Raw genomic sequence first — 20,585 nt, forward strand, 5'->3', positions numbered from 1 at the left:
CACTCCTGTATATTTTTTCATTTCCAATAATATGATTAATGGGGTGATGATTATGAGGAAATTTGCTGAAAAAGCTTTTGAGCTTGCGAAGCTTGGCTTGCTTGGGACGGCGGTTTTATTCTGTACAGTTGATACTGCTTCCGCCGCGGTAGCAGTGGGGGAGAGTGTTTCGCGCTGTATAAATGTGGTCATACCGTCACTTTTCGCAATGATGATAGTCTCTGCAATTATTGTCAGGAGCGGAGCACTTACACTTGTGCCTGCGTGGTTCGGGCGTATCAGCAGGCTTTTATTCGGTATCGAGGGAAGTATCTTTCCCGTATTCACTTTCGGTATGTTCGCAGGCTATCCTGTCGGGATAAAGATGCTGTGCGGGGAATACAGTGCAGGCAGGCTCACGAAAGGGCGTGCGGAGATACTGGCAGGGCTGTGCTTCGGAGCAGGTCCTGCCTTTACATTCGGCTGTATATCGCGTCAGCTTTACAGCTCCGACAAGGCAGGGACTGTGATACTCATATCCAATATCTCAGCAAATCTTATCCTTGCACTGTTTATGTCCTTTTTTTTGAGAAAAGGTGCGGGCGAGAGCTGTAATGTCAGAAAATTCCGCATATCTTCGGAAATGCTTACGGAGTCGGTGCTCCGCAGCGGCAGAGCTATGGCGGATATATGTATTATGATAACAGCTTTCTCGGTATTGAATATTATGTTTGTACGCATGGGGACGGCAGCAGCAGTTGGTGAGCTTCTTGCGAAGCTCACCTGCCTCGACCGCAAAAGCGGTGAGGCAATAGTCGCCGCTCTCCTTGATGTTACAAGTATCTCAGCTTTTCCCTGCGGCGACTGGCTGCTGCTGCCTTACATAAGTGCATTGGTCTCTTTTGGGGGCGTATGCGTGATTTTTCAGCTTTCTGCTATAACAGCAGGAAGGCTGTCGCTGAGACAGTTTATCATTATGCGTATTATAGCAGCTTTGATGAGCTTTTGGATATGCAGGCTGCTGCTTCCGTACTTTATTGAATACGAGACTGTTGAGGCAGCGGCAGTTAATGTGAACAGAAGCGGCGGTTCGCCCGTATCATCTGTAATGCTGGTGCTTATGACGGTGATGCTTATGTGGGAAATGGGCGGAAAAAGCAATAAAAAGATAGCTGAAAGCACATAAAAATTCACTTTGAATGGTTCAATTTGTGTACAGTGACAAAAATTGTGAAAGCTTTAAGAAAAGGCTTGATTTATTGTAAAAAGGTGGTAAAATATAATTAGCACTCAGAGATAAAGAGTGCTAAACTTGGAATTGCTTATTATAGCGAACGACAATATTTTTGAAGTTTGCTATTTGCCGATCCGCACGAAGCCGGCAGCAGCGAGCGAATGTGCGAGGCACTTTGAATATAATTATCAGGAGGTATATATTATGACTATCAAACCTTTACAGGACAGAATTGTAGTTAAAATGGTTGAGGCTGAGGAGACTACAAAGAGCGGCATCATTCTTTCAGGTTCAGCAAAGGAAAAGCCTGAGGTAGCTGAGGTCGTTGAGGTAGGTCCGGGAACCAATGACGTTAAAATGGAAGTAAAGAAGGGCGACAAGGTCCTTATTTCTAAATATTCAGGTACAAACGTAAAGCTCGAGGGTGAAGAGTATATCATCGTTAAGATGGAAGACATTCTCGCAACAGTAAAGTAATTCGGAATTAGGAATTATGGTAATCGCTTACGCGATAGATTTTTAATCGTCCCGAAGGGACACATTTAATTCTGAATTTCGAATTATGAATTCCGAATTCGTTAATTTTTAATTATTGATATAAAGGAGTTAATTATCATGGCTAAGGATATAAAGTACGGCGAAGACGCAAGAAAGGCTCTTCAGGCAGGTATCGACAAGCTTGCTGATACTGTAAGGATAACAATGGGTCCTAAGGGCAGAAACGTAGTTCTCGACAAGAAGTTCGGTGCTCCGCTCATCACAAACGACGGTGTTACTATCGCTAAGGATATCGAACTCGAGGACGCTTTCGAGAATATGGGCGCACAGCTCGTTAAGGAAGTTGCTACAAAGACAAACGATGCAGCAGGTGACGGTACAACAACTGCTACACTTCTCGCTCAGTCAATCGTTCGTGAGGGTATGAAGAATATCGCAGCAGGCGCTAACCCGATGGTTCTCAAGAAGGGTATCGCTAAGGCTGTAGACGTTGCTGTAAAGGCTATCGTTGACAACTCAAAGGCTGTTCAGGGCAGCGAAGATATCGCAAGAGTAGGTACAGTTTCTTCTGCTGACGAGAATGTTGGTAAGCTCATTGCTGAGGCTATGGAGAAGGTAACTGCTGACGGCGTTATCACTCTCGAGGAGAGCAAGACTGCTGAGACATACAGCGAAGTCGTTGAAGGTATGCAGTTCGACAGAGGTTACATCTCACCATATATGGTAACAGATACAGATAAAATGGAGGCTGTTTACGATGACGCTTTCGTTCTTATCACTGACAAGAAGATCTCTTCTATTCAGGAGATCCTCCCACTTCTCGAGCAGATCGTAAAAATGGGCAAGAAGCTCGTTATTATTGCTGAGGACGTTGAGGGCGAGGCTCTTACAACAATTATCCTTAACAACCTCCGTGGTACATTCAAGGTTGCAGCTGTTAAGGCTCCAGGCTTTGGTGACAGACGTAAGGAAATGCTCAAGGATATCGCTGTACTCACAGGCGGCGAGGTAATTTCTTCCGAGCTCGGTCTCGAACTCAACGAGACAACTATCGACCAGCTTGGTCAGGCTAAGCAGGTAGTTATCCAGAAGGAGAACACTATCATCGTTGACGGTGCAGGCGACAAGAAGGCTATCGAGTCAAGAGTTCACCAGATCCGTGCAGCTATCGAGACTACAACATCTGATTTCGACCGCGAGAAGCTCCAGGAGAGACTTGCTAAGCTTGCAGGCGGTGTTGCAGTTATCAAGGTAGGTGCTGCTACAGAGATCGAAATGAAGGAAAAGAAGCTCCGTATCGAGGACGCTCTTGCAGCTACAAAAGCAGCTGTTGAAGAGGGTATCGTAGCAGGCGGCGGTACAGCATTCGTAAATGCTATGCCTGCTGTAAACAAGCTTATCCCAACACTTGACGGCGATGAGAAGACAGGTGCTAAGATAATCCTCAAGGCACTTGAAGCTCCTGTACGTCAGATCGCTGAGAACGCAGGTCTCGAGGGCAGCGTTATCATCGACAAGATCGTTCGTTCACGCAAGATCGGCTACGGCTTCGATGCTTACAACGAGGTATACACAGACATGATACCTGCTGGTATCGTTGATCCTACTAAGGTTACAAGAAGCGCACTCCAGAACGCTGCTTCAGTTGCTTCAATGGTTCTTACAACTGAGAGCCTTGTTGCTGATATCAAGGAAGAGACTCCCGCAGCTCCTGCAATGCCGGCAGGCGGAATGTACTAATAATCCGCTTGCGGATTATTAAATTCGGAATGCGGAATTCGTAATTCGGAATTATAAAAACAAAGGCGAACTCGTTTATTCGGGTTCGCCTTTTTGTTTGATAATGTGTATGGGACGATGACTCCCTGTAGTACAGGGAGATGTCCGAAGGACAGAGAGTCGCGGCTCCTGTTGGGAGTCCTCGACGTCCCGAAGACTACTCATTAATCTCTGCTCACTAAAAACCGCCTGCATATGCAGGCGGTTTTTCAGTCATCGACTATCTTACTTGTAAATTCTGCAACTCTTGCTTTATCGCCGTGGCAGTCCACTTCGATATCTTCACGCTTTATAAGCCAGCGTACAGAAAAGAACATGAAAGCAAACGCGATAGAATTTACTATAATACTGAAATAAATTCGATATCCAATGATATTTCCGAGCATTCCGCAGAACATGATAGCAATACTGATTATAGTAAACACTTCAAGCTTCTTTTTATCAGGGTCAAGCTGTAAAAATGTTAGGCAGGTGAGTCCCGAGAAAGCTGAATGTACCATAGCGAGCAGAAGCGAATAAGGCTGGTAGAATTCAAGCTGGTAGGAATTCAGCTCCAGTACCATCATTGTTGCTTCTATAATGATATATACAGTAATGCATATCTTCATCATGTTTCTGAAACGCATAGCCGTTGATATTAGCCAGTCTCCCCAGAGAAACAGGCAGAAACCGCCTATTTCCACGGTATACGCTATGATCTCGATAGTTTTTGAAATCAGCGAGGTCGAGATATAAGTATTATAGTAGTATAAGCATATCAAGCCAAATGCAAAAAACAGAATGTTTGCAATAAAGCAGAATTTAAAGCCGTTATTTAAACGTTCGTGCATAAGCTGCTCCTTAGCTGAGTGCTTTAAGTGCTCTCTGTCCTATGTCTTTTCTGTAGTGAGCACCTTCAAAGCTTATCCTTGATACTCCTTCATAAGCCTTGTCAAGTGCAGCCTGAAGAGTATCGCCCTTTGCGGTAACGCCGATTACACGACCGCCGTTTGTGAGAAATTCGCCGTTTTCGCTGAGTTTTGTTCCTGCATGGTAAACGAAGCAGCCCTCGACCTGTCCCTTGTCGTCAAAGCCGTTCATAACGATGCCCTTTGGATAGCTTTCGGGATAGCCTCCGCTTGCCATTACTACGCAGGCACAGCTTCCGTTATGCCACTTGATGTCGACCTTGTCCAGCTCGTGGTTGTATATAGCCTCGAATATCTCGTAGAGGTCAGCGTCCAGCATTGGGAGTACTACCTGTGTTTCGGGATCACCGAAGCGGCAGTTGTACTCAATTACCTTTGGTCCCTTTGGAGTTATCATAAGTCCGAAATAGAGACAGCCCTCAAAGGTGCGTCCCTCGGCGTTCATAGCGTTCATGGTAGGAATGAATATCTTTTCCATACATTCCTTAGCTATAGCCTCGGTATAGCATGGGTTAGGTGAAACAGTTCCCATACCGCCTGTGTTGAGCCCCTTGTCGCCGTCAAGAGCGCGTTTGTGGTCCATAGAGGATATCATAGGTACCAAGGTCTTGCCGTCAGTGAAGCTGAGGACAGATACTTCGGGACCTGTGAGGAATTCCTCGATAACTATACGTGCAGAGCTCTTGCCGAATTTGAGCTCGTCTATCATCTCATGTACAGCTGCAACAGCTTCTTCCTCATTCTGAGCAATGATAACGCCCTTGCCCAGTGCAAGACCGTCAGCCTTGATAACAGCAGGATAGCTGTTCTGCTCCTTGAGATAGGCGATAGCCTTGTCGGACTCAGTGAATACCTCATAGAAGGCTGTAGGGATATTGTATTTCTTCATAAGCTCCTTTGAGAATACCTTAGAGCCCTCTATAATAGCTGCATTAGCCTTTGGACCGAATGTCATGAAGCCCTCTGCCTGTAATGCGTCTACCATACCGAGTACAAGCGGGTCATCGGGAGCTACTACTACCATATCGGGCTTGAGCTGTTTTGCAAGGGCTACTACGCCGTCAACGTCTGTTGCGCCTACGTTGAAGCACTCGGCATATTTGGAGATACCGCCGTTGCCAGGGGTGCAATAGAGCTTGCCTACCTTGGGGCTCTCAGCCAGCTTCATTATGATAGCGTGTTCACGGCCGCCTCCGCCTACTACTAATACGTTCTTCATTGGGATTTTTCCTCCTGTATATAAAAAAGTTATTTATTCTTAATGGTTATGCTGTCATACAATTTGCTGACAGCTTATTTAATTGTGATGCTGTCAAGCATTTCGCTTATGGCTGTTTCATCCTTATCCATGATGCCTTCTGCGGTGATAAGGTAATATTTATCGTCTTTGGCAAAGCCATATAACTCATACTTTATTATGGATTCATCTTCAACAGATTTTTGTTTGAAGCAGAGATACTCACATTTAATTCCGAAAAGCTCTTTTTGATCGCGTACAGGATCAAAAAAATATTCATTTCCGCTTTTATATTTTTCATATCGTTTGTCAAAATTTTCGGACGGAGGATCTGTTTTACCTGCCTCAGTCACATACAAAAATACTGCGGGATAGGAAGTGTTGTAATAATCATCTCCCTCGGTATATCTTATCAGGATATCAAGCAGAGAATCGTTGTTTCTCTCAGTATCTGCGGCGAAATATTTATGACCTGTCTTTATGTTGAAGTAGGGATAGTCATATTCTTCGGGAAGATCAGCAATTCTGAAATCCGAAGTGTACTTTACCGTCTTCATGATATTCTTTATAGCCTTTTCTGAAAGAAAAGCCTTTATGGAAGAACAACTGGTCTTTACATCTAAAAAGCGGGTATCAGTTCCTGCAACATATTGTATCAGCGGCTCTGACTGAATATTTGTGGAATGATCTGCATAACATTCAAGGTCAGAACCGATATCAAAAGCCTTTGCTTTGGATTCGGAACCTTCTGCGTATGCTTTTACTGTACAGTTATAGGTACAGTCATCGAAATAGATATGACTGTGCAAAGGACCGCTGAACATCATATCGTATAGTCCGACTCCGTCATCATTCAAAAGCTTAAAGCCTTTTGGTACTTTAAAGCTGAAATTTTCAGTTTTGTACTCTACAGAAGGGTGAGTCATATAGTATGTATATGCTATAGAGCCTGCTGTTGCAAGCACGATGATAGATGAGATTATTATTAAAAATTTTTTCATAGTTAAATTACCCCTTTTTGATTTTTCCCTTATATCATTATATTATAACGAACGGCACAGAACCCCTTCTGCTCATTCGCTAAAAGCTTATTTTATTTTGATGCCGTCAAACATTTCCTTTAAGTCAGCTTCGTCCGAGTCTTTGTGGTAAATTACATTGATAGCATAGGTGTATTTATCCTTGCTGAAATAGTAATAATCGCGGCATACCGGTTTGCTGTCTGGTATATTATCAGACTTTGATTCATAACGGAAGTGTTCGCATTTAAAGCCGAACATATCCTTCTGATCTCTGGTAAGTGCAGTGTATTTATCTTCATTTTCAAGTTTCTTGTTATATCCTTCATCTGCACGTTCAGCAGGTGAACTGCCGTCATCGAAAATATTTATTGTCAGATATGGAAACAGCATTTTCTCTGAAGTGTCAGCCTCGACATATCTTTCCAATATACAGAATATGCCGTCACTTTTTACTACGCTTGTCATTTCTTTACATTCGTATTTTGAGCCTGTATTGACGCTTACCAAGTCATAGTCATACACATCAGGCTTGTCGGCAAGGCGGAAATCAGATGTATATTTTGCAGTTTTGGCGATTTTTTCAATTGCAGGCTTAATTATCTTTGCCTTTAAAGGACTGCATGAGCAATCAAGAAACAAAAAGTGTGTATCTGTTCCGAGAGCGTATCTGAAAGTTACTTCCTTTTCACCGGAATCAGTTTTCTCTGATGTGAAGCAATAGCCTTCATAAAGATATCCCTTGAGCTTTTCAAGCTTAACGCTTTTTTCTTCGGAAGTGTCCGAAATAAACTCGTTCAGCAATTCGGGTGTGCAGTTTAGGTTTACACTTTCGATGTTTATATCTTCGTCGAAGCACTGGAAGGTATACATATAGTCTTCTTTATAATCGGTGCGCTTGAAGCCGTTAGGCACTTTAAAGCTAAAGCTTTCCAGTTCATACTTTTCAGACGGGTTAGTGTTGTAGAAATATACTCCGAACAAAGCTGCGCCCAGAACGATGATGACAGATGTCAGAATGATAATGAATTTTTTCATAGTTGAAATCCCCCCTTTTTAGTTTCCCTTATATCATTTTATTAAAACGAACGGCACAGAACCCCTTCTGCTCATTCGCTGTAAGCTTATTTTATTGTAATGCCGTCAAGCATTTCCTTTATATCGGCTTCGTCCGAATCTTTGTGGTATATTACACTGATAGCATAGGTGTATTTATCCTTGCTGAAATAGTAATAATCGCGGCATAACGGTTTGCTGTTTGATAAAGTACTGGGTTTTGATTCATAACGGAAGTGTTCGCAATTAAAGCCGAACATATCCTTCTGATCTCTTGTCAGCGCATCGATATGTTTTTCTTCAAGGTGCTTGTTATATTCTTCATCAGCAAGGTCAGCAGGTGAGCTGCCGTTGTCAAAAACCAATACGTTCAGTACAGGATAAGGAAATTTATCAGGATCGTCAGCCTCAGCATACCTTTCTACTAAGGAGAAAATATAATCTTTGCCTGTCAGCTTATCAGATGGACGGCAAAGGTATTTTGAACCTGTATTGATGCTTAAATAGTCATATTCAAAAACATCGGGCTTGTCTGCAAGGCGGAAATCTGAGATGTATTTTACAGTATTTGCAAATTTTTTGATCGCAGGCTTTATTATCTTTGCCTTTAACGGACTGCAAAAGCAATCTATTACCATAAAATGTGTATCTGTTCCGATAATGCATGACATTTCTATTCCATGTTTATCTTTTCCATTTTCATCTTTATAAGTTTCCTCTGATGAGTAGAAATAGCAATCATACGGGTAGCCTTCAAGCTTTTCGACCTTTGCGGATCTTTCTTCACTTGAAAACATCTTATGTGAAAATGCTTCGGGCGTTAAGGTCATTTCAATGTTGAAAATTGTTATATCCTCACCAAGGCACTCGAAGTACATAATAGGGTTTGGTTCGTCCGGATTACCGGTGCTGGTGCACCTGAAGCCTTTGGGCACTTTAAAGCTGAAGTTTTTATTGTCATAGTCAGTAGACGGGGTAGTATTGTAGAAGTATACTCCGCACAATACTGCGCCCAGAACGATGATGACAGATGTCAGAATGATAATGATTTTTCTCATAGTTGAATTACCCCTTTTTTAGTTTCCCTTATATCATTTTATTAAAACGAACGGCACAGAACCCCTTCTGCTCATTCGTTTATTAACTGTTGTAGCTTGAAATTACCGAATTTTCGGAAAAACTTGCAATTTTTCAGCCTTGTGCCCCTTTTTCTTTAAGACTGCCGCCGTATATCTCTATAGAAGCACAGCAGCATACCATAACGAAAGCGGCACAGACAAGAAATCCCGAAAAGTCGCGCAGTGAGTTTACCTGCTTAACTATTGTTATTATATTTTCACCGTATTTTTCCCTGATATTATTGCAGAGGAGACTGTTTACCAGAAATGCGCCTACATAGTCCAGCAGGAACATAAGTATTGCGATTATCAATGTGATTATGCCTCTTTTGCGCTTCAGGTCCTTGTATGCGCAGTTTATTGAGGCAAGTATGCATATAGGTGCGGAAACTATGACTGCTTCGAGCATAAGCCCGAACTTTATATTCGTAGGCAGAGGCTCGCTTTTGAGCGGCTCTCCGAAAAGTGCGGTATATAATGACAAATGATTATACATTATGAAAAATATATCAAGTGCAAGTTTGATTATACAAAATAGGGCTGAAGTTAGTAATGTGACTTTTAGTGTATTGGGTTTTTGCATTTTTTTGCTCCTTACTTGTATTTTAAATGCTTAACGTGACGATCCTCATCTATACCGAGGGCAGCGGCGGTGCAGACAAGCACCAGTGCTCCCACAAGGAGTATACTGAAGAAGAAGGTCACATATTCGGTGCGCTGAATGAGCCAGCGTTCCGAGATATGGCTTTCCGCCATAGAGGTGTGTGATATGAACAGTGCTGATGTATGCTCGGCAATAAATCCCAGCAGCCACAGTGCAGGTGCGGCTTTAAGCGTTCGTTTGCACCTTTTTGCGGAGAATGCCCAGCCGACACAGCTGAATATATAAATCAGAAACGGCAGCCATACTATCTGTACTGCACATAGCAGAGCCTTGCATTTGCCTGACATTCCGATATCGGGGTGATTGTCCGTTATAGAACTGCTCAGCAGAGCATTGAAAACAGGTCCCGAGGTCAGGTAAGCGGCTATTGATATGACGATGTAGAAGCCGGTGAAGGCGGCTGCGGTTATGTAGAGTTTTTTTAGTGAGATAGAGTTATAATTGCTGCTCATATATATCCCCCTCATTTTTATTTAACTGTATAACTGCGTATAGTTTTGGTGTAAATATACACACAAAAAATTATATCATATTATCGAGTAAAAAGCAATAGACGCGGCGAAAAAATACGAATATATTAGTTTGGGTCGGGAAATCGTGACCGAGCGTTGAAAGTCGGCACTTATTTTGTTTTTATGCTTGAAAGGACTTCCGCGATCTTTCCTTCAACATAGCCGAAATTCGAGCTTTCTGCATAGACGCAGAGATATTTTTCGCCAAGATCGGCAAGGTATGACCTGCAATGCAGATTATCATTTGCTGCCCATTCACAATAGTAGAAGGTGTATTTTGCGGTAGCGGTCGTGCCTGTAAAAACTATATCCTTGCTGTTTTCGGCATCTATGGCTTCCTGCGCGGACTTGCCGTCCTTGTTTTCGGAAACATATACATTCAGACCGCAGGTGGTGAAATCCCTGTCGGTTATCATTTTCAGGAAACAGGGCATAGATCCGCCTGTCGTAACAGATGCGGAGCTGTCATACTGCCATATATTCGGGTCAGCATACATTTTGAAGGAGTCGCTGATATAATTGCCGTTTTGGTATTCAACACTTTCTTCCGAGACAGCAGCAGGAGCAGGCTTTGATTTTTCTTTTTCGGCGGCAGGCTTTTTGTCATTGCAGCTGAAAAGTGATACCGCCATTAATGCAGCAGTCAAAGATGCTGCTAAATCAAGTTTTTTCATATGTATTATCTCCATAACACAAGGCTGCGGTCATTTACTGACCGCAGCCCATTGTTTATCAGTGGTGGAAAAGACGTATTCCTGTGAATGCCATTGCGATATTGTACTTGTTGCAGGTCTCGATAACGTTGTCATCACGGATAGAACCGCCTGGCTCTGCGATGTACTCAACGCCTGACTTCTTAGCGCGTTCGATGTTGTCACCGAATGGGAAGAAAGCGTCCGAACCGAGGCATACGCCTGTATTCTTAGCAAGCCATGCTTTCTTTTCTTCTCTTGTGAATACGGCAGGCTTTACCTTGAAGATACGCTGCCACTCGCCCTCACGGAGAACGTCCTCGTACTCATCGCCGATATATACATCGATAGCATTGTCGCGGTCTGCACGGCGGATATCATCAACGAACTGGAGTCCCATTACCTGTGGGGACTGTCTCAGCCACCAGTTGTCAGCCTTCTGACCTGCAAGTCTTGTGCAGTGGATACGTGACTGCTGTCCTGCGCCGATACCGATAGCCTGTCCGTCCTTTACGTAGCAGACTGAATTTGACTGTGTATATTTAAGAGTGATAAGTGAGATAAGGAGGTCGTCCTTCTTGTCGTCTGGGATATCCTTGTTATCTGTAACTACATTAGCGAGGAGCTCGCGGTTGATGTCCAGCTCGTTGCGTCCCTGCTCGAAGGATACGCCGTATACCTGCTTTGTTTCGATAGGAGCAGGCTTGTAGTTCTCGTTCATTTTGAGTATGCAGTATGTACCTTTTCTCTTGGACTTGAGTATCTCAAGTGCCTCAGGCTCGTAATCAGGAGCAATAACGCCGTCCGATACCTCACGCTGTATCATCTTTGCTGTGCAAACGTCTACCTTGTCTGAAAGAGCAATGAAATCGCCGTAAGAGGACATTCTGTCAGCACCTCTTGCTCTTGCGTAAGCACTTGCAAGAGGAGTAAGCTCGCCGAGATCGTCTACCCAGTAGATCTTCTTAAGATCGTCTGAGAGAGGTCTGCCGATAGCAGCGCCTGCGGGAGATACGTGCTTGAAGGAAGTTGCTGCGCACATACCTGTAGCTGCTTTGAGTTCTTTAACGAGCTGCCAGCCGTTGAAAGCGTCAAGAAGGTTTATATAGCCGGGCTTTCCGCAGAGTACCTCGATAGGGAGCTCGCTGCCGTCTGCCATATAGACTCTTGAAGGCTTCTGATTTGGGTTACAGCCGTATTTTAACTGCATTTCATTTGACATGGTTAATGTCCTCCTTATATTAATTCATAATTAATAATGCTTTATGTATAATTATTCAGCCGCTCATGGGCTTATTAGTGCCATTTCAGATAAATTGACATATCATGATTCAAAAATAGCGCATATAATAGCTGAAAGGAAAGCTGCTCCGCATTGGATAACCATACCGATACCGAATACTTTCAGAAAGTTTCCTTTTTTAGGTGTATTTTCATCAATAGGCTTCGGGCAGTCTCCGCACCTCAGGATAGAAACAATGAGGAGAGCGGCTAAAGATGCCAGTATGAGCATAACTCCACAGGCAATGAGGGCGCCTTCTTCGCTATCGCTGAATGCTGCGCATAAAAATCCGATAAAGGTCATTATGCCGGTGATTATATACATTCTGTTGCGCTTTTTCTCCCAGACAGCAAGCTTCTGCTTGTACTGCTTATCGTCATTGATACGCTGGTCAAGGTCGCTGACCTTGTCACGCAGTCCAATTACTTCTGCTTCTGCCTTTGCATCATCGAAGCATACTTCGCTGCCGCAGTATGGGCAGACTCCGAAGTATTCGTCCTTTTTGCGCTCAACTGCTGCACCGCAGTGAGGACAGTCTATTTTGATTATGTCCATTTTATCACTTTTCCCCTGTTATAAGCCAATATATGCGGCTCTGTCATTTATTCTGATTTCTTCTTATACGCCGGAGTTCCTTGCGGATATTGTCAGACCAGTCCGTATCATCATTGGTGATATGATAAACTCTGAAACCGTATGCGATACCGTTTTCGTATACCGATCTTTCATCGTCCACATGGAGGTCAATGCGGTACACAGAGGGATATTTTGACGGAAAATTTGCTCGTCCACGTGCCACCTCTGCCTCGTGACGCTTGGCGTTTACAATACTGTCAATCCTTATGCCGTAGTGCTTGAAAATACCGCGGATATATCTGTCTGTCCTGTTGGAGGTGGTATATATCCAAAGCTCGGTATCGGAATTGTTTATCTCCGTAAGAAGCTCCACAGCACCCTTTCTGAGCTTGTCCTTGTATATCTTGTTATACGGGAATTTCAGCTCGGGCTCTGTGGGGACCTCCGCAGGATTAACGAAAAGAGTTTCATCAAGATCAAAGGATATTTTCATGGTTTTAAATAAAAGTCAATCGCTGATATCAAAGCGTTCCCTGTAGGAATCGATCTTGAAGTCAAGGTTATATTCAAGAGAATCTTCTCCGTCCGAGATCTCATATTCCTCAGAAAGCTCCAGAGCTTTACCTGTTGTTACGCTTCCGATAAGGAAGTCACAGCAGCCTGTGAGCGATGCAAGGAAAACATATTTCTCGCCTTCGTATTCTTCGTACCATGTGTCGGCTTTTTCTGCAACTTCATCGAGGCTGTAAAGATCCCAGCCGTCGAAGAACATACCGTTTGCAAGCAGCAGCCAGTTCTTGTAGCTTTCGGGCAGTAAGATATTGTTCGTTTTTTCCCATTCGGCTATTTCTTCCTCGGAAACGGGAGGATCAATGTTGGCTTCGTTGCCTTTATTCATAAAGCTTACCACTATGTCGTAATACTCGCGGTAAGGATTGTCCTTCTGCTTTTCAAGGAGCTCATACTTCCTTTCGGAAGCTGAAAGCTGCTTTTTAAGGTATTCTTCTGCGGGAATGAGCACTTCCTGACAGAAATCGTTTATCAGGTCGTACTTATATCTTTCACGCTCAATGAAGAAATCGCCGTTCTGATGATCGTAGTAAAGGCAGCAGCCTCTTATCCAGCCTATGCACTGACGCTTTGATGTTACGTGTCTTGCACACGTAAGCTTGTCCAGCTCGAGATAGCCTACAGTGCTGCAATGATCGACCATAAAGCCGTTGCTTACGGTAAGACATTCGCGGAAGGCTTCGGGTAGAACGATATCATTTTCATATTCGTGCTTGCTTATCTCGACACGCGATACAGGTTCATTGATCTCATAGAACCACCAGTCGGCTTTTTCGTGAAGCTGCTTTGAAAGCTCGATGATACGCGAGAAAACCTCTGTAACGGCACTCATATCACTTGTTCTTGTTTACTATGCGAGTCTCCTCGGTATTGTTTTCGAGATTTACGTAGCGAACGAAAAGTGATACCTTGTTGTCGGCGTTGAGGTTGTTCCAGAGCATATCTGTGAACTCATCTATATTGCCGCTGATGCCTACGAGCTTAGGTTCGCCCTCAAAGCTTGGGAGCGGATTGCCGTCGCCCATGTATGTGTGAATGAAGTGTCCCTCGCCAGCGATAGGATTTGTGTAGCTGAATGTGTATCTCTGACATGACTCAGGATTGCCGTTTGCGCTCTTGAGTATGGACATTGCGTAGTTGAAGCCTTCCTCACCGAAACGGAGTATACCTGAGATACGAGGTGTATAGTTAGGAGCGTCGTCCTCGAATTCGCGTGTGCGGAGAGACTGCTCGAAGGTGTACTGCTTGTCCATGAGCTCATAGATAGTATCAGTCTGATCGCCGTTTGTAACGATGAGCTTATTGCCGAGAACTCTTACAGGAGCGTAGATGATGAGGTGGGGATCGGTGAGCTTTGAAGGATCGAAAGCCTCTGTGCGGATACCCTTGCCGTCCTCGATGAAAACGCGGTTGCGGCTGTTTTCGCTTCTGCCCATGATGAAGTATGCTGTAACAGCGTACTTTCCGCAGTCAGATCTGCCGATTACGATACCTCTTCCGGGGTATGCGTTTGAACTGAGTTCCTGTGCTAAATCAAGCTTTTTCATAATAATTGCTCCTTTCGGATAATGGTTTATCAGTATCTTAATATAAGTGTGAGTATGAAGTCTGTGACAACTCCCACCAGCACGACAAGCGTGATGATGTTAAGCGTCTTTTTCTTTGGTTTTGCGAGAAACCAATCATAGAATGGCTGTACAAAGTACATGAAAAGCAGTCCGCCCATTCCGAATCTAAGGGCAGGGGAGAGAGCTATTCTTGCCTGAAAATTGATCTTATAGTCCGCATAGGTCTGCCACGGCCATGAGCCTGTGAAGAATTCAAGGACATATGTACCTAAAAGTTCAACTGTAGTGGCAACTGTCATACAGCCGAAGAATATTATGAACGGACGGGCTATCTGCAAGCCGATGCCGCCTTCCTTCTTCATGAATTTACTGAAGAACAGCAGGAACAGAAGTGCTCCTACGGCGTATATCGGGCAGTACGGTCCGAACATTATTCCAAGATTTGTGAAACCCCATTTGTATACGACTACTTCGAGGAACACCTCGTAAAGCCAGCCGAGTACAGCATACATCCAGAAGCACAGAAAAAGCTTCTGGATAGTTTGTTTTTCCAATAATTCCTTTATCTTATTCATAGTTTTATTTTACGTAAGCCTTTCCGTCTGTTACCTCTATCCTGTCCTGACAGAAGAGAGATACAGCCTCGGGGAGTATCTTCCACTCAGCCTGTTCCATTATGCGCTTTTGGAGTGACTCGGGAGTATCACCGTTTTCTACGGGGACAGCCTTCTGTATTATTATCGGTCCGCCGTCACACTCCTCGGTTACGAAATGTACTGTTGCGCCTGAAAGCTTCACTCCTGCCGCAAGAGCAGCCTCATGGACGTGAAGTCCGTAGAAGCCCTTTCCGCAGAAGCTTGGTATCAGTGCAGGGTGGACGTTCATCATCTTGTATGGGAACGCCTTTACTACCTGCTCGTCGAGTATGGTCATGAATCCCGCATATACCACAAGGTCTGCCTTTTCCTCGATGAGAGCATCTGTAACTGCCTTGGTGTAGGACGCTATATCAGCGTACTCCTTTCGTGGTATAACGCGGCTTTTTATGCCGTTCTGCGCCGCCCTTTCAAGAGCGTATACGCCCTCCTTAGAGGCTATCACGCAGGTTATTTTTCCGCCCTTGATGATGCCTGATTTTTCGGCATCAATAAGTGCCTGTAAATTTGTGCCGCCGCCTGAAACGAGAACGACTATATTTTTCATGTTTTTTCCTCCTTTGAGGCTTTTAATGATATTATTTTATGCAATAGTAAAATTTATAATGCCGGGGGCAGGTTGTCCGAATTACTCGGGGAACTGAACGTGTCCCTGTATTATTTCGGTATCGTCATAGGACAGGGGGATATCCTTGTCAATTACCACCTGACCGTATATATCGGTTATGCGGAAGGTGAACGGACCTTTTCCCATATCTCTTGACTCGAAATAATTGTACGGACGGCGGGGGATCTCCACGAAATTGCCGTCTGCGTCAAGGTATTCCAGCTTTGTTATGGGGTAGCGGTGATTGCGCACCTGAACTCCGCACCAGAATTCCGTGCTGCCCTCTTTGTATTTGAATGAGATAGGAGCTGTTGCTGCGGTATCAAGGGGGATTATCTTCCAGCTAACGGGAACTCTGCCCTTCTCAACGGGAGCGATGAGGGGGAAAGCGTCCGTATAGAGGTCAAGATCGCCCTTTTTACCCTCAGGGAGCTCATCTGTTACCAGCATCTTTATAGTGCCAAGCTCGCCTGTTACTTCAAGGTATGCGCCTGCAAGCTGAGCCTCGTTGTAATCCGAATGGTTCATGGCAACTATCCAGTAATCGTGGGAAACAGGGTCGAGCATAGCATGACCGCCTGTGTATCCGCCGCCGTAGAAGGTTCCCTCACCTGTATGTACAGTGCCCTTTGGTTCAAGGATACAGTCCTCGTCGATAGGGTTGGTCTGCACCTCGAATTCAGTGGGAGTCTTGCCGTTGACACCAAGCAGGAACTTCTGAAGAGCGTTTATCTCAGCTCTTGATATCTCGGTATTTTTTCTTGCGGTTATCATATCGAAGCAGTCAACAACACCATCGGAATTGTAGTCCATATCGATCTGAGAAGCCGCTCCGCCATTTATAGGAGAAGCTGTCATTGCCGCACCAAGCAGCAATGCAGCCAATATAATTCGTTTTTTCATAAACATCACGACCTTATAAAATTTCCAAATCCCATATCCCATTTGTCATTGTCTGAGCTTTTTTTCAATCAGTCAAGTAATTATGAATTCGGATATTTTTGCGGTTAATGTTATGAAGTATGCTTTAATAAATGCTGTATCAGCAGATGATAACGCCTTCCTCTGACTCAACAAGCTCGCCGAGTACATAAGCGTCCTCGCCTGCTGCCTTGATAGCTGCGATAGCCTTATCTGCATCGTTTTTGTCAACTGATACTATCATACCTACGCCCATGTTGAAGGTATTGAACATATCTCTCTCGGGGATATCGCCTGTTCTCTGGATAAGATCGAATATAGGAAGTACCTGTACGGCGTTTCTTTCGATCTTTGCAGCAAGGTTCTTTGGGAGAGAACGTGGGATATTCTCATAGAAGCCGCCGCCTGTGATATGTGAGATAGATTTTACCTTAACAGCGTCAAGAAGGCTCATTACAGCCTTTACATAGATGCGTGTAGGAGTGAGAAGACACTCGCCGAGAGTAGTACCCAGATCATCAAAATGCATATTGAGGTTCTGCTCGTTTACATCGAATACTCTTCTTACCAGTGAGAAGCCGTTTGAGTGAATACCGCTTGACTTGATAGCGATGAGCACATCGCCTGCCTTCTGAGTATCGGGCTGGAGGAGCTTGTCCTTGTCAACAACACCTACTGAGAAGCCTGCAAGGTCGTATTCGTCCTCAGGCATGAGACCCGGGTGCTCGGCTGTCTCGCCGCCGATAAGAGCACATTCTGCCTGAACGCAGCCCTCAGCAACACCTGAAACGATAGTTGCTATCTTTTCGGGGAAGTTCTTGCCGCAGGCAATATAATCAAGGAAGAACTGTGGCTTTGCACCGCAGCAGATGATATCGTTTACGCACATGGCAACGCAGTCGATACCTACAGTATCATGCTTGTCCATGATGAAAGCGAGCTTTATCTTAGTGCCTACGCCGTCTGTACCCGAAACAAGTACAGGCTTGCTTATACCTGTCATATCAAGCTCGAAAAGACCGCCAAATCCGCCGATACCTGAAAGCGCACCCTTTATCATAGTACGTGCGATATGCTCCTTCATCAGTTCAACTGACTTGTAGCCTGCGGTAACGTCAACGCCTGCTTTTTTGTAGCTTTCGGAAAAACTGTTGTTCATTAATTTACCTCCATGAATAAATGTAGGGGACAGCGTCCTCGGTGTCCCGCAAAGCTTATGTAATTTACGGGCTGTCGAGGACGCCAGCCCCTACAATCGGTTGCAATAAATTATTCTTTGCCGTTCCAGCAATATGTGCAGAGTCCGCAGGTATCAACGCCTACAGCCTTTTCAGTACCCTCAAGGGTCTGGAATTCAAGGGAAGTGAGGCGGAGTCTCTTGCAGATCTCATCTCTGAGTCTGCGGCCTCTGTCAGTAGAGGAATTGCTGTATTCCTCAATATGTTTTACGCCCACAGGTCCTTCAAATTCGTCGATTATCTGACGGGCGATAAGCTCCATTTCGGAGGTGCTGCGTGAGAAGTTGAGGTATTTGCAGCCGTACATTATAGGTGGACAGGCAGAGCGCATATGAACTTCCTTAGCACCGTGCTCATAGAGGAATTCAACTGTCTCTCTCATCTGTGTGCCTCTTACGATACTGTCGTCAACAAAGAGGAGCTTTTTGCCGTTGATAAGGTCATGGACAGGGATAAGCTTCATCTTTGCCACCTGATTTCTCATGCTCTGGTTTGTAGGCATGAAGCTTCTTGGCCATGTTGGGGTATACTTGATGAATGGTCTTGCGAATGGTATGCCGCTTCTGTTTGCATAGCCGATAGCGTGAGGAGTACCCGAATCGGGAACGCCGCAGATATAGTCAACGTCAGGGAGCCTGCCGTTCTTGATATCGTTTTCAGCCATTATCTCACCGTTTCTGGTGCGCATTACTTCAACGTTAACGCCCTCGTAAACAGCGTTCGGATAGCCGTAATATGTCCACAGGAAGGTGCATATCTTCATCTTTGAAGGGTCGCCCTCTGCAAGTGTCTTACATTCATCTGAGGTGATCTCGACTATCTCGCCTGCCACAAGCTCCTTATAGGTTGTATAGCCCAGCTTCTGGAAAGCGAAGGACTCTGTCGAAAGGCAGAAGCCGTCGCTTCTCTTTCCTATGATGATGGGAAGTCTGCCGAATTTATCTCTTGCAGCGATGATGCTTTCCTTTGTGAGGATAATAAGGGACATAGTACCCTCTATCTTCTCCTGAGCATAGCGGATACCCTCAACAAAGCTGTCCTTCTGTGCGATAAGAGCACCGATGAGGTCGCCTGAGTTGATATTGCCGCTGCTCATTGCCTCGAAGTTAGCGCAGCCCTTTTCGAGAAGCTCGTTAACGAGAGCATCTGCGTTGCGGATTATACCAACTGAACATACTGCATAGAGTCCGAGTTTTGAGCGGACGAGGATAGGCTGAGGGTCTGTATCGCTGATACAGCCGATACAGAGCTTGCCTCTCATATTTACAACATCGTTTTCAAATTTTGTACGGAAAGGGGAGTTTTCGATACTGTGGATATTTCTCTGAAAGCCGTTTTCCTCTGACCATGATGTCATACCGCCTCGTCTTGTGCCGAGGTGGGAATGGTAGTCAGTTCCGAAAAATACGTCGGTAACGCAGTCGTTTTTAGAGGCTGCACCAAAAAATCCGCCCATACGATTATTCTCCCATAAGTCTCTTCATGATTTCCTGATAAGCTTCCTCTACGCCGCCCATGTCTCTGCGGAAACGGTCCTTGTCGAGCTTTTCATGTGTTGTAGAATCCCAGAAACGGCAGGTATCAGGTGAGATCTCGTCAGCGAGGATAATAGTGCCGTCAGAAGTCTTACCGAACTCGATCTTGAAGTCGATGAGGTCGATGTTGAGTCCCTTGAAGAACTTTACCATGAACTCATTTACCTTGAAAGCATACTTTGAGATAGTGTCGATATCTTCCTTTGTAGCGATACCGAGAGCAAGTGCATAGTAATCGTTGATGAATGGATCACCGAGATCGTCGTTCTTGTAGCTGAATTCGAGGATAGGGCAAAGGAGCTTCTTTCCTTCTTCAACGCCCATTCTCTTTGAGAAGCTGCCTGCTGCGACGTTTCTGATGATTACCTCAAGGGGAACGATGGAAACCTTCTTAACGATAGTTTCGCGGTCACTGATCTCCTCAACAAGGTGAGTAGGTACGCCTTCCTTTTCGAGCATCTTGAACATATAGTTTGTCATCTTGTTGTTGATAACGCCCTTGCCTGAGATAGTGCCCTTCTTTTCGCCGTTGAAAGCGGTTGCGTCGTCCTTGTAATCTACGATAACGAGATCAGGATCATTTGTAGCGAAAACCTTTTTTGCCTTGCCCTCATAGAGCTGTTCCTTCTTTTCGATGTTTGACATTTTAAAATTCCTCCTTGAGAATTATATAAATGATTATATATGCAATTCCGCATCATTACGGAAATTGTAGGCTTATTCTTTAGTATCTGAAACTGGGGTCACAATGACCTTGCCGTTTTCATCAAGCAGGGGAGTAAGTCCTGCATAAATTTCGCTTGCTGTATTGAGGTAATTGACACCTGTTTGAGTATCAACAAGTATGCGCAAGCCACCCATACCTATTGCTTGTTCTTCGGTGACGATAAATCTTTTTGTTTTCTTTTCCTTACCAAACATAATAAATATCTCCCT

The 20,585-nt window shown here is 44.6% G+C and carries 23 protein-coding genes; 3 read left to right on the forward strand and 20 right to left on the reverse strand.

Annotated features, from left to right (window positions below; all coding sequences use genetic code 11):
- The first annotated feature begins 52 nt into the window (after positions 1-52).
- The 3 genes from BUB28_RS11205 (at position 53) to groL (ending at position 3,451) form a co-directional block, all read left to right on the forward strand.
- Positions 53-1,165 (forward strand): hypothetical protein, encoded by a 1,113-nt coding sequence (locus BUB28_RS11205; RefSeq protein WP_072951461.1) that lies wholly within the window; start codon positions 53-55, stop codon positions 1,163-1,165.
- A gap of 252 nt (positions 1,166-1,417) precedes the next feature.
- Positions 1,418-1,690 carry a co-chaperone GroES gene (locus BUB28_RS11210; RefSeq protein ID WP_072951462.1) on the forward strand — a complete coding sequence of 91 codons (273 nt, stop codon included), beginning with the start codon at positions 1,418-1,420 and terminating at the stop codon, positions 1,688-1,690.
- A gap of 138 nt (positions 1,691-1,828) precedes the next feature.
- On the forward strand, positions 1,829-3,451 hold the full coding sequence (gene groL / locus BUB28_RS11215) for a chaperonin GroEL (protein WP_072951464.1): 1,623 nt from the start codon (positions 1,829-1,831) through the stop codon (positions 3,449-3,451).
- Positions 3,452-3,699: 248 nt separating this feature from the next.
- Here the strand turns inward: groL and BUB28_RS11220 are convergent, their stop codons facing one another.
- The 20 genes from BUB28_RS11220 to BUB28_RS11315 all read right to left on the reverse strand — a co-directional run bounded on the left by BUB28_RS11220 (position 3,700) and on the right by BUB28_RS11315 (position 20,570).
- Positions 3,700-4,320: a hypothetical protein gene (locus BUB28_RS11220; RefSeq protein ID WP_072951465.1), complete on the reverse strand. Its 621-nt coding sequence runs from the start codon at positions 4,318-4,320 to the stop codon at positions 3,700-3,702.
- 10 nt (positions 4,321-4,330) lie between these two features.
- Positions 4,331-5,617, reverse strand: a complete 1,287-nt coding sequence (gene purD, locus BUB28_RS11225; RefSeq protein ID WP_072951467.1) for a phosphoribosylamine--glycine ligase — start codon at positions 5,615-5,617, stop codon at positions 4,331-4,333.
- A 74-nt stretch (positions 5,618-5,691) separates the two neighbouring features.
- Positions 5,692-6,636, reverse strand: coding sequence for a hypothetical protein (locus tag BUB28_RS11230; protein WP_072951469.1), 945 nt, complete (start codon positions 6,634-6,636; stop codon positions 5,692-5,694).
- Between the two features lie 87 nt (positions 6,637-6,723).
- Entirely contained in the window at positions 6,724-7,692 is a 969-nt protein-coding gene (locus tag BUB28_RS11235) for a hypothetical protein (RefSeq protein WP_072951471.1), read from the reverse strand.
- Between the two features lie 86 nt (positions 7,693-7,778).
- Entirely contained in the window at positions 7,779-8,768 is a 990-nt protein-coding gene (locus BUB28_RS11240; RefSeq protein ID WP_072951473.1) for a hypothetical protein, read from the reverse strand.
- Positions 8,769-8,901: 133 nt separating this feature from the next.
- Positions 8,902-9,324, reverse strand: coding sequence for a hypothetical protein (locus BUB28_RS11245; protein WP_207647107.1), 423 nt, complete (start codon positions 9,322-9,324; stop codon positions 8,902-8,904).
- A gap of 98 nt (positions 9,325-9,422) precedes the next feature.
- The gene (locus BUB28_RS11250) at positions 9,423-9,944 is read right to left on the reverse strand and encodes a hypothetical protein (protein WP_072951477.1); all 522 of its coding nucleotides are present in this window, start codon (positions 9,942-9,944) and stop codon (positions 9,423-9,425) included.
- Positions 9,945-10,114: 170 nt separating this feature from the next.
- On the reverse strand, positions 10,115-10,678 hold the full coding sequence (locus BUB28_RS11255; RefSeq protein WP_072951479.1) for a hypothetical protein: 564 nt from the start codon (positions 10,676-10,678) through the stop codon (positions 10,115-10,117).
- Between the two features lie 58 nt (positions 10,679-10,736).
- Entirely contained in the window at positions 10,737-11,918 is a 1,182-nt protein-coding gene (locus tag BUB28_RS11260) for a phosphoribosylaminoimidazolecarboxamide formyltransferase (protein WP_072951481.1), read from the reverse strand.
- 102 nt (positions 11,919-12,020) lie between these two features.
- Positions 12,021-12,533: a hypothetical protein gene (locus tag BUB28_RS11265; RefSeq protein WP_072951482.1), complete on the reverse strand. Its 513-nt coding sequence runs from the start codon at positions 12,531-12,533 to the stop codon at positions 12,021-12,023.
- A 43-nt stretch (positions 12,534-12,576) separates the two neighbouring features.
- Positions 12,577-13,047: a hypothetical protein gene (locus BUB28_RS11270; RefSeq protein WP_072951484.1), complete on the reverse strand. Its 471-nt coding sequence runs from the start codon at positions 13,045-13,047 to the stop codon at positions 12,577-12,579.
- Positions 13,048-13,062: 15 nt separating this feature from the next.
- Positions 13,063-13,956 carry an SMI1/KNR4 family protein gene (locus BUB28_RS11275; protein WP_072951485.1) on the reverse strand — a complete coding sequence of 298 codons (894 nt, stop codon included), beginning with the start codon at positions 13,954-13,956 and terminating at the stop codon, positions 13,063-13,065.
- 1 nt (position 13,957) lies between these two features.
- Positions 13,958-14,671 (reverse strand): IMP cyclohydrolase, encoded by a 714-nt coding sequence (locus BUB28_RS11280; protein ID WP_072951487.1) that lies wholly within the window; start codon positions 14,669-14,671, stop codon positions 13,958-13,960.
- Between the two features lie 29 nt (positions 14,672-14,700).
- On the reverse strand, positions 14,701-15,267 hold the full coding sequence (locus BUB28_RS11285) for a putative ABC transporter permease (protein ID WP_072951489.1): 567 nt from the start codon (positions 15,265-15,267) through the stop codon (positions 14,701-14,703).
- A gap of 4 nt (positions 15,268-15,271) precedes the next feature.
- On the reverse strand, positions 15,272-15,895 hold the full coding sequence (gene purN, locus BUB28_RS11290; protein WP_072951490.1) for a phosphoribosylglycinamide formyltransferase: 624 nt from the start codon (positions 15,893-15,895) through the stop codon (positions 15,272-15,274).
- 81 nt (positions 15,896-15,976) lie between these two features.
- A complete protein-coding gene (locus tag BUB28_RS11295) occupies positions 15,977-16,858 on the reverse strand; it encodes an expansin EXLX1 family cellulose-binding protein (RefSeq protein WP_072951492.1) in 882 nt (293 codons plus the stop codon).
- A 139-nt stretch (positions 16,859-16,997) separates the two neighbouring features.
- The gene (purM, locus tag BUB28_RS11300; protein WP_072951494.1) at positions 16,998-18,035 is read right to left on the reverse strand and encodes a phosphoribosylformylglycinamidine cyclo-ligase; all 1,038 of its coding nucleotides are present in this window, start codon (positions 18,033-18,035) and stop codon (positions 16,998-17,000) included.
- A gap of 110 nt (positions 18,036-18,145) precedes the next feature.
- Entirely contained in the window at positions 18,146-19,570 is a 1,425-nt protein-coding gene (locus BUB28_RS11305) for an amidophosphoribosyltransferase (protein ID WP_072951495.1), read from the reverse strand.
- A 4-nt stretch (positions 19,571-19,574) separates the two neighbouring features.
- Complete coding sequence (gene purC / locus BUB28_RS11310) at positions 19,575-20,294, reverse strand: phosphoribosylaminoimidazolesuccinocarboxamide synthase (RefSeq protein WP_072951497.1); 720 nt, start codon at positions 20,292-20,294, stop codon at positions 19,575-19,577.
- 72 nt (positions 20,295-20,366) lie between these two features.
- Complete coding sequence (locus BUB28_RS11315; protein ID WP_072951499.1) at positions 20,367-20,570, reverse strand: DUF6440 family protein; 204 nt, start codon at positions 20,568-20,570, stop codon at positions 20,367-20,369.
- Between the last annotated feature and the right edge of the window lie 15 nt (positions 20,571-20,585).

It is taken from the genome of Ruminococcus flavefaciens (assembly GCF_900143025.1).
GTDB lineage: Bacteria > Bacillota > Clostridia > Oscillospirales > Ruminococcaceae > Ruminococcus > Ruminococcus flavefaciens_I.

What these genes read in the sequence shown, in the direction of transcription:
- purD (WP_072951467.1), bottom strand. Translation starts at nt 5,617, where the DNA reads ATGAAGAACGTATTAGTAGTAGGCGGAGGCGGCCGTGAACACGCTATC.
- BUB28_RS11220 (WP_072951465.1), bottom strand. Translation starts at nt 4,320, where the DNA reads ATGCACGAACGTTTAAATAACGGCTTTAAATTCTGCTTTATTGCAAAC.
- BUB28_RS11230 (WP_072951469.1), bottom strand. Translation starts at nt 6,636, where the DNA reads ATGAAAAAATTTTTAATAATAATCTCATCTATCATCGTGCTTGCAACA.
- BUB28_RS11250 (WP_072951477.1), bottom strand. Translation starts at nt 9,944, where the DNA reads ATGAGCAGCAATTATAACTCTATCTCACTAAAAAAACTCTACATAACC.
- BUB28_RS11240 (WP_072951473.1), bottom strand. Translation starts at nt 8,768, where the DNA reads ATGAGAAAAATCATTATCATTCTGACATCTGTCATCATCGTTCTGGGC.
- BUB28_RS11270 (WP_072951484.1), bottom strand. Translation starts at nt 13,047, where the DNA reads ATGAAAATATCCTTTGATCTTGATGAAACTCTTTTCGTTAATCCTGCG.
- BUB28_RS11265 (WP_072951482.1), bottom strand. Translation starts at nt 12,533, where the DNA reads ATGGACATAATCAAAATAGACTGTCCTCACTGCGGTGCAGCAGTTGAG.
- BUB28_RS11275 (WP_072951485.1), bottom strand. Translation starts at nt 13,956, where the DNA reads ATGAGTGCCGTTACAGAGGTTTTCTCGCGTATCATCGAGCTTTCAAAG.
- BUB28_RS11295 (WP_072951492.1), bottom strand. Translation starts at nt 16,858, where the DNA reads ATGAAAAAACGAATTATATTGGCTGCATTGCTGCTTGGTGCGGCAATG.
- groL (WP_072951464.1), top strand. Translation starts at nt 1,829, where the DNA reads ATGGCTAAGGATATAAAGTACGGCGAAGACGCAAGAAAGGCTCTTCAG.
- BUB28_RS11245 (WP_207647107.1), bottom strand. Translation starts at nt 9,324, where the DNA reads ATGTATAATCATTTGTCATTATATACCGCACTTTTCGGAGAGCCGCTC.
- purN (WP_072951490.1), bottom strand. Translation starts at nt 15,895, where the DNA reads ATGAAAAATATAGTCGTTCTCGTTTCAGGCGGCGGCACAAATTTACAG.
- BUB28_RS11285 (WP_072951489.1), bottom strand. Translation starts at nt 15,267, where the DNA reads ATGAATAAGATAAAGGAATTATTGGAAAAACAAACTATCCAGAAGCTT.
- BUB28_RS11305 (WP_072951495.1), bottom strand. Translation starts at nt 19,570, where the DNA reads ATGGGCGGATTTTTTGGTGCAGCCTCTAAAAACGACTGCGTTACCGAC.
- BUB28_RS11315 (WP_072951499.1), bottom strand. Translation starts at nt 20,570, where the DNA reads ATGTTTGGTAAGGAAAAGAAAACAAAAAGATTTATCGTCACCGAAGAA.
- BUB28_RS11260 (WP_072951481.1), bottom strand. Translation starts at nt 11,918, where the DNA reads ATGTCAAATGAAATGCAGTTAAAATACGGCTGTAACCCAAATCAGAAG.
- BUB28_RS11235 (WP_072951471.1), bottom strand. Translation starts at nt 7,692, where the DNA reads ATGAAAAAATTCATTATCATTCTGACATCTGTCATCATCGTTCTGGGC.
- purC (WP_072951497.1), bottom strand. Translation starts at nt 20,294, where the DNA reads ATGTCAAACATCGAAAAGAAGGAACAGCTCTATGAGGGCAAGGCAAAA.
- BUB28_RS11280 (WP_072951487.1), bottom strand. Translation starts at nt 14,671, where the DNA reads ATGAAAAAGCTTGATTTAGCACAGGAACTCAGTTCAAACGCATACCCC.
- BUB28_RS11255 (WP_072951479.1), bottom strand. Translation starts at nt 10,678, where the DNA reads ATGAAAAAACTTGATTTAGCAGCATCTTTGACTGCTGCATTAATGGCG.
- purM (WP_072951494.1), bottom strand. Translation starts at nt 18,035, where the DNA reads ATGAACAACAGTTTTTCCGAAAGCTACAAAAAAGCAGGCGTTGACGTT.
- BUB28_RS11205 (WP_072951461.1), top strand. Translation starts at nt 53, where the DNA reads ATGAGGAAATTTGCTGAAAAAGCTTTTGAGCTTGCGAAGCTTGGCTTG.
- BUB28_RS11210 (WP_072951462.1), top strand. Translation starts at nt 1,418, where the DNA reads ATGACTATCAAACCTTTACAGGACAGAATTGTAGTTAAAATGGTTGAG.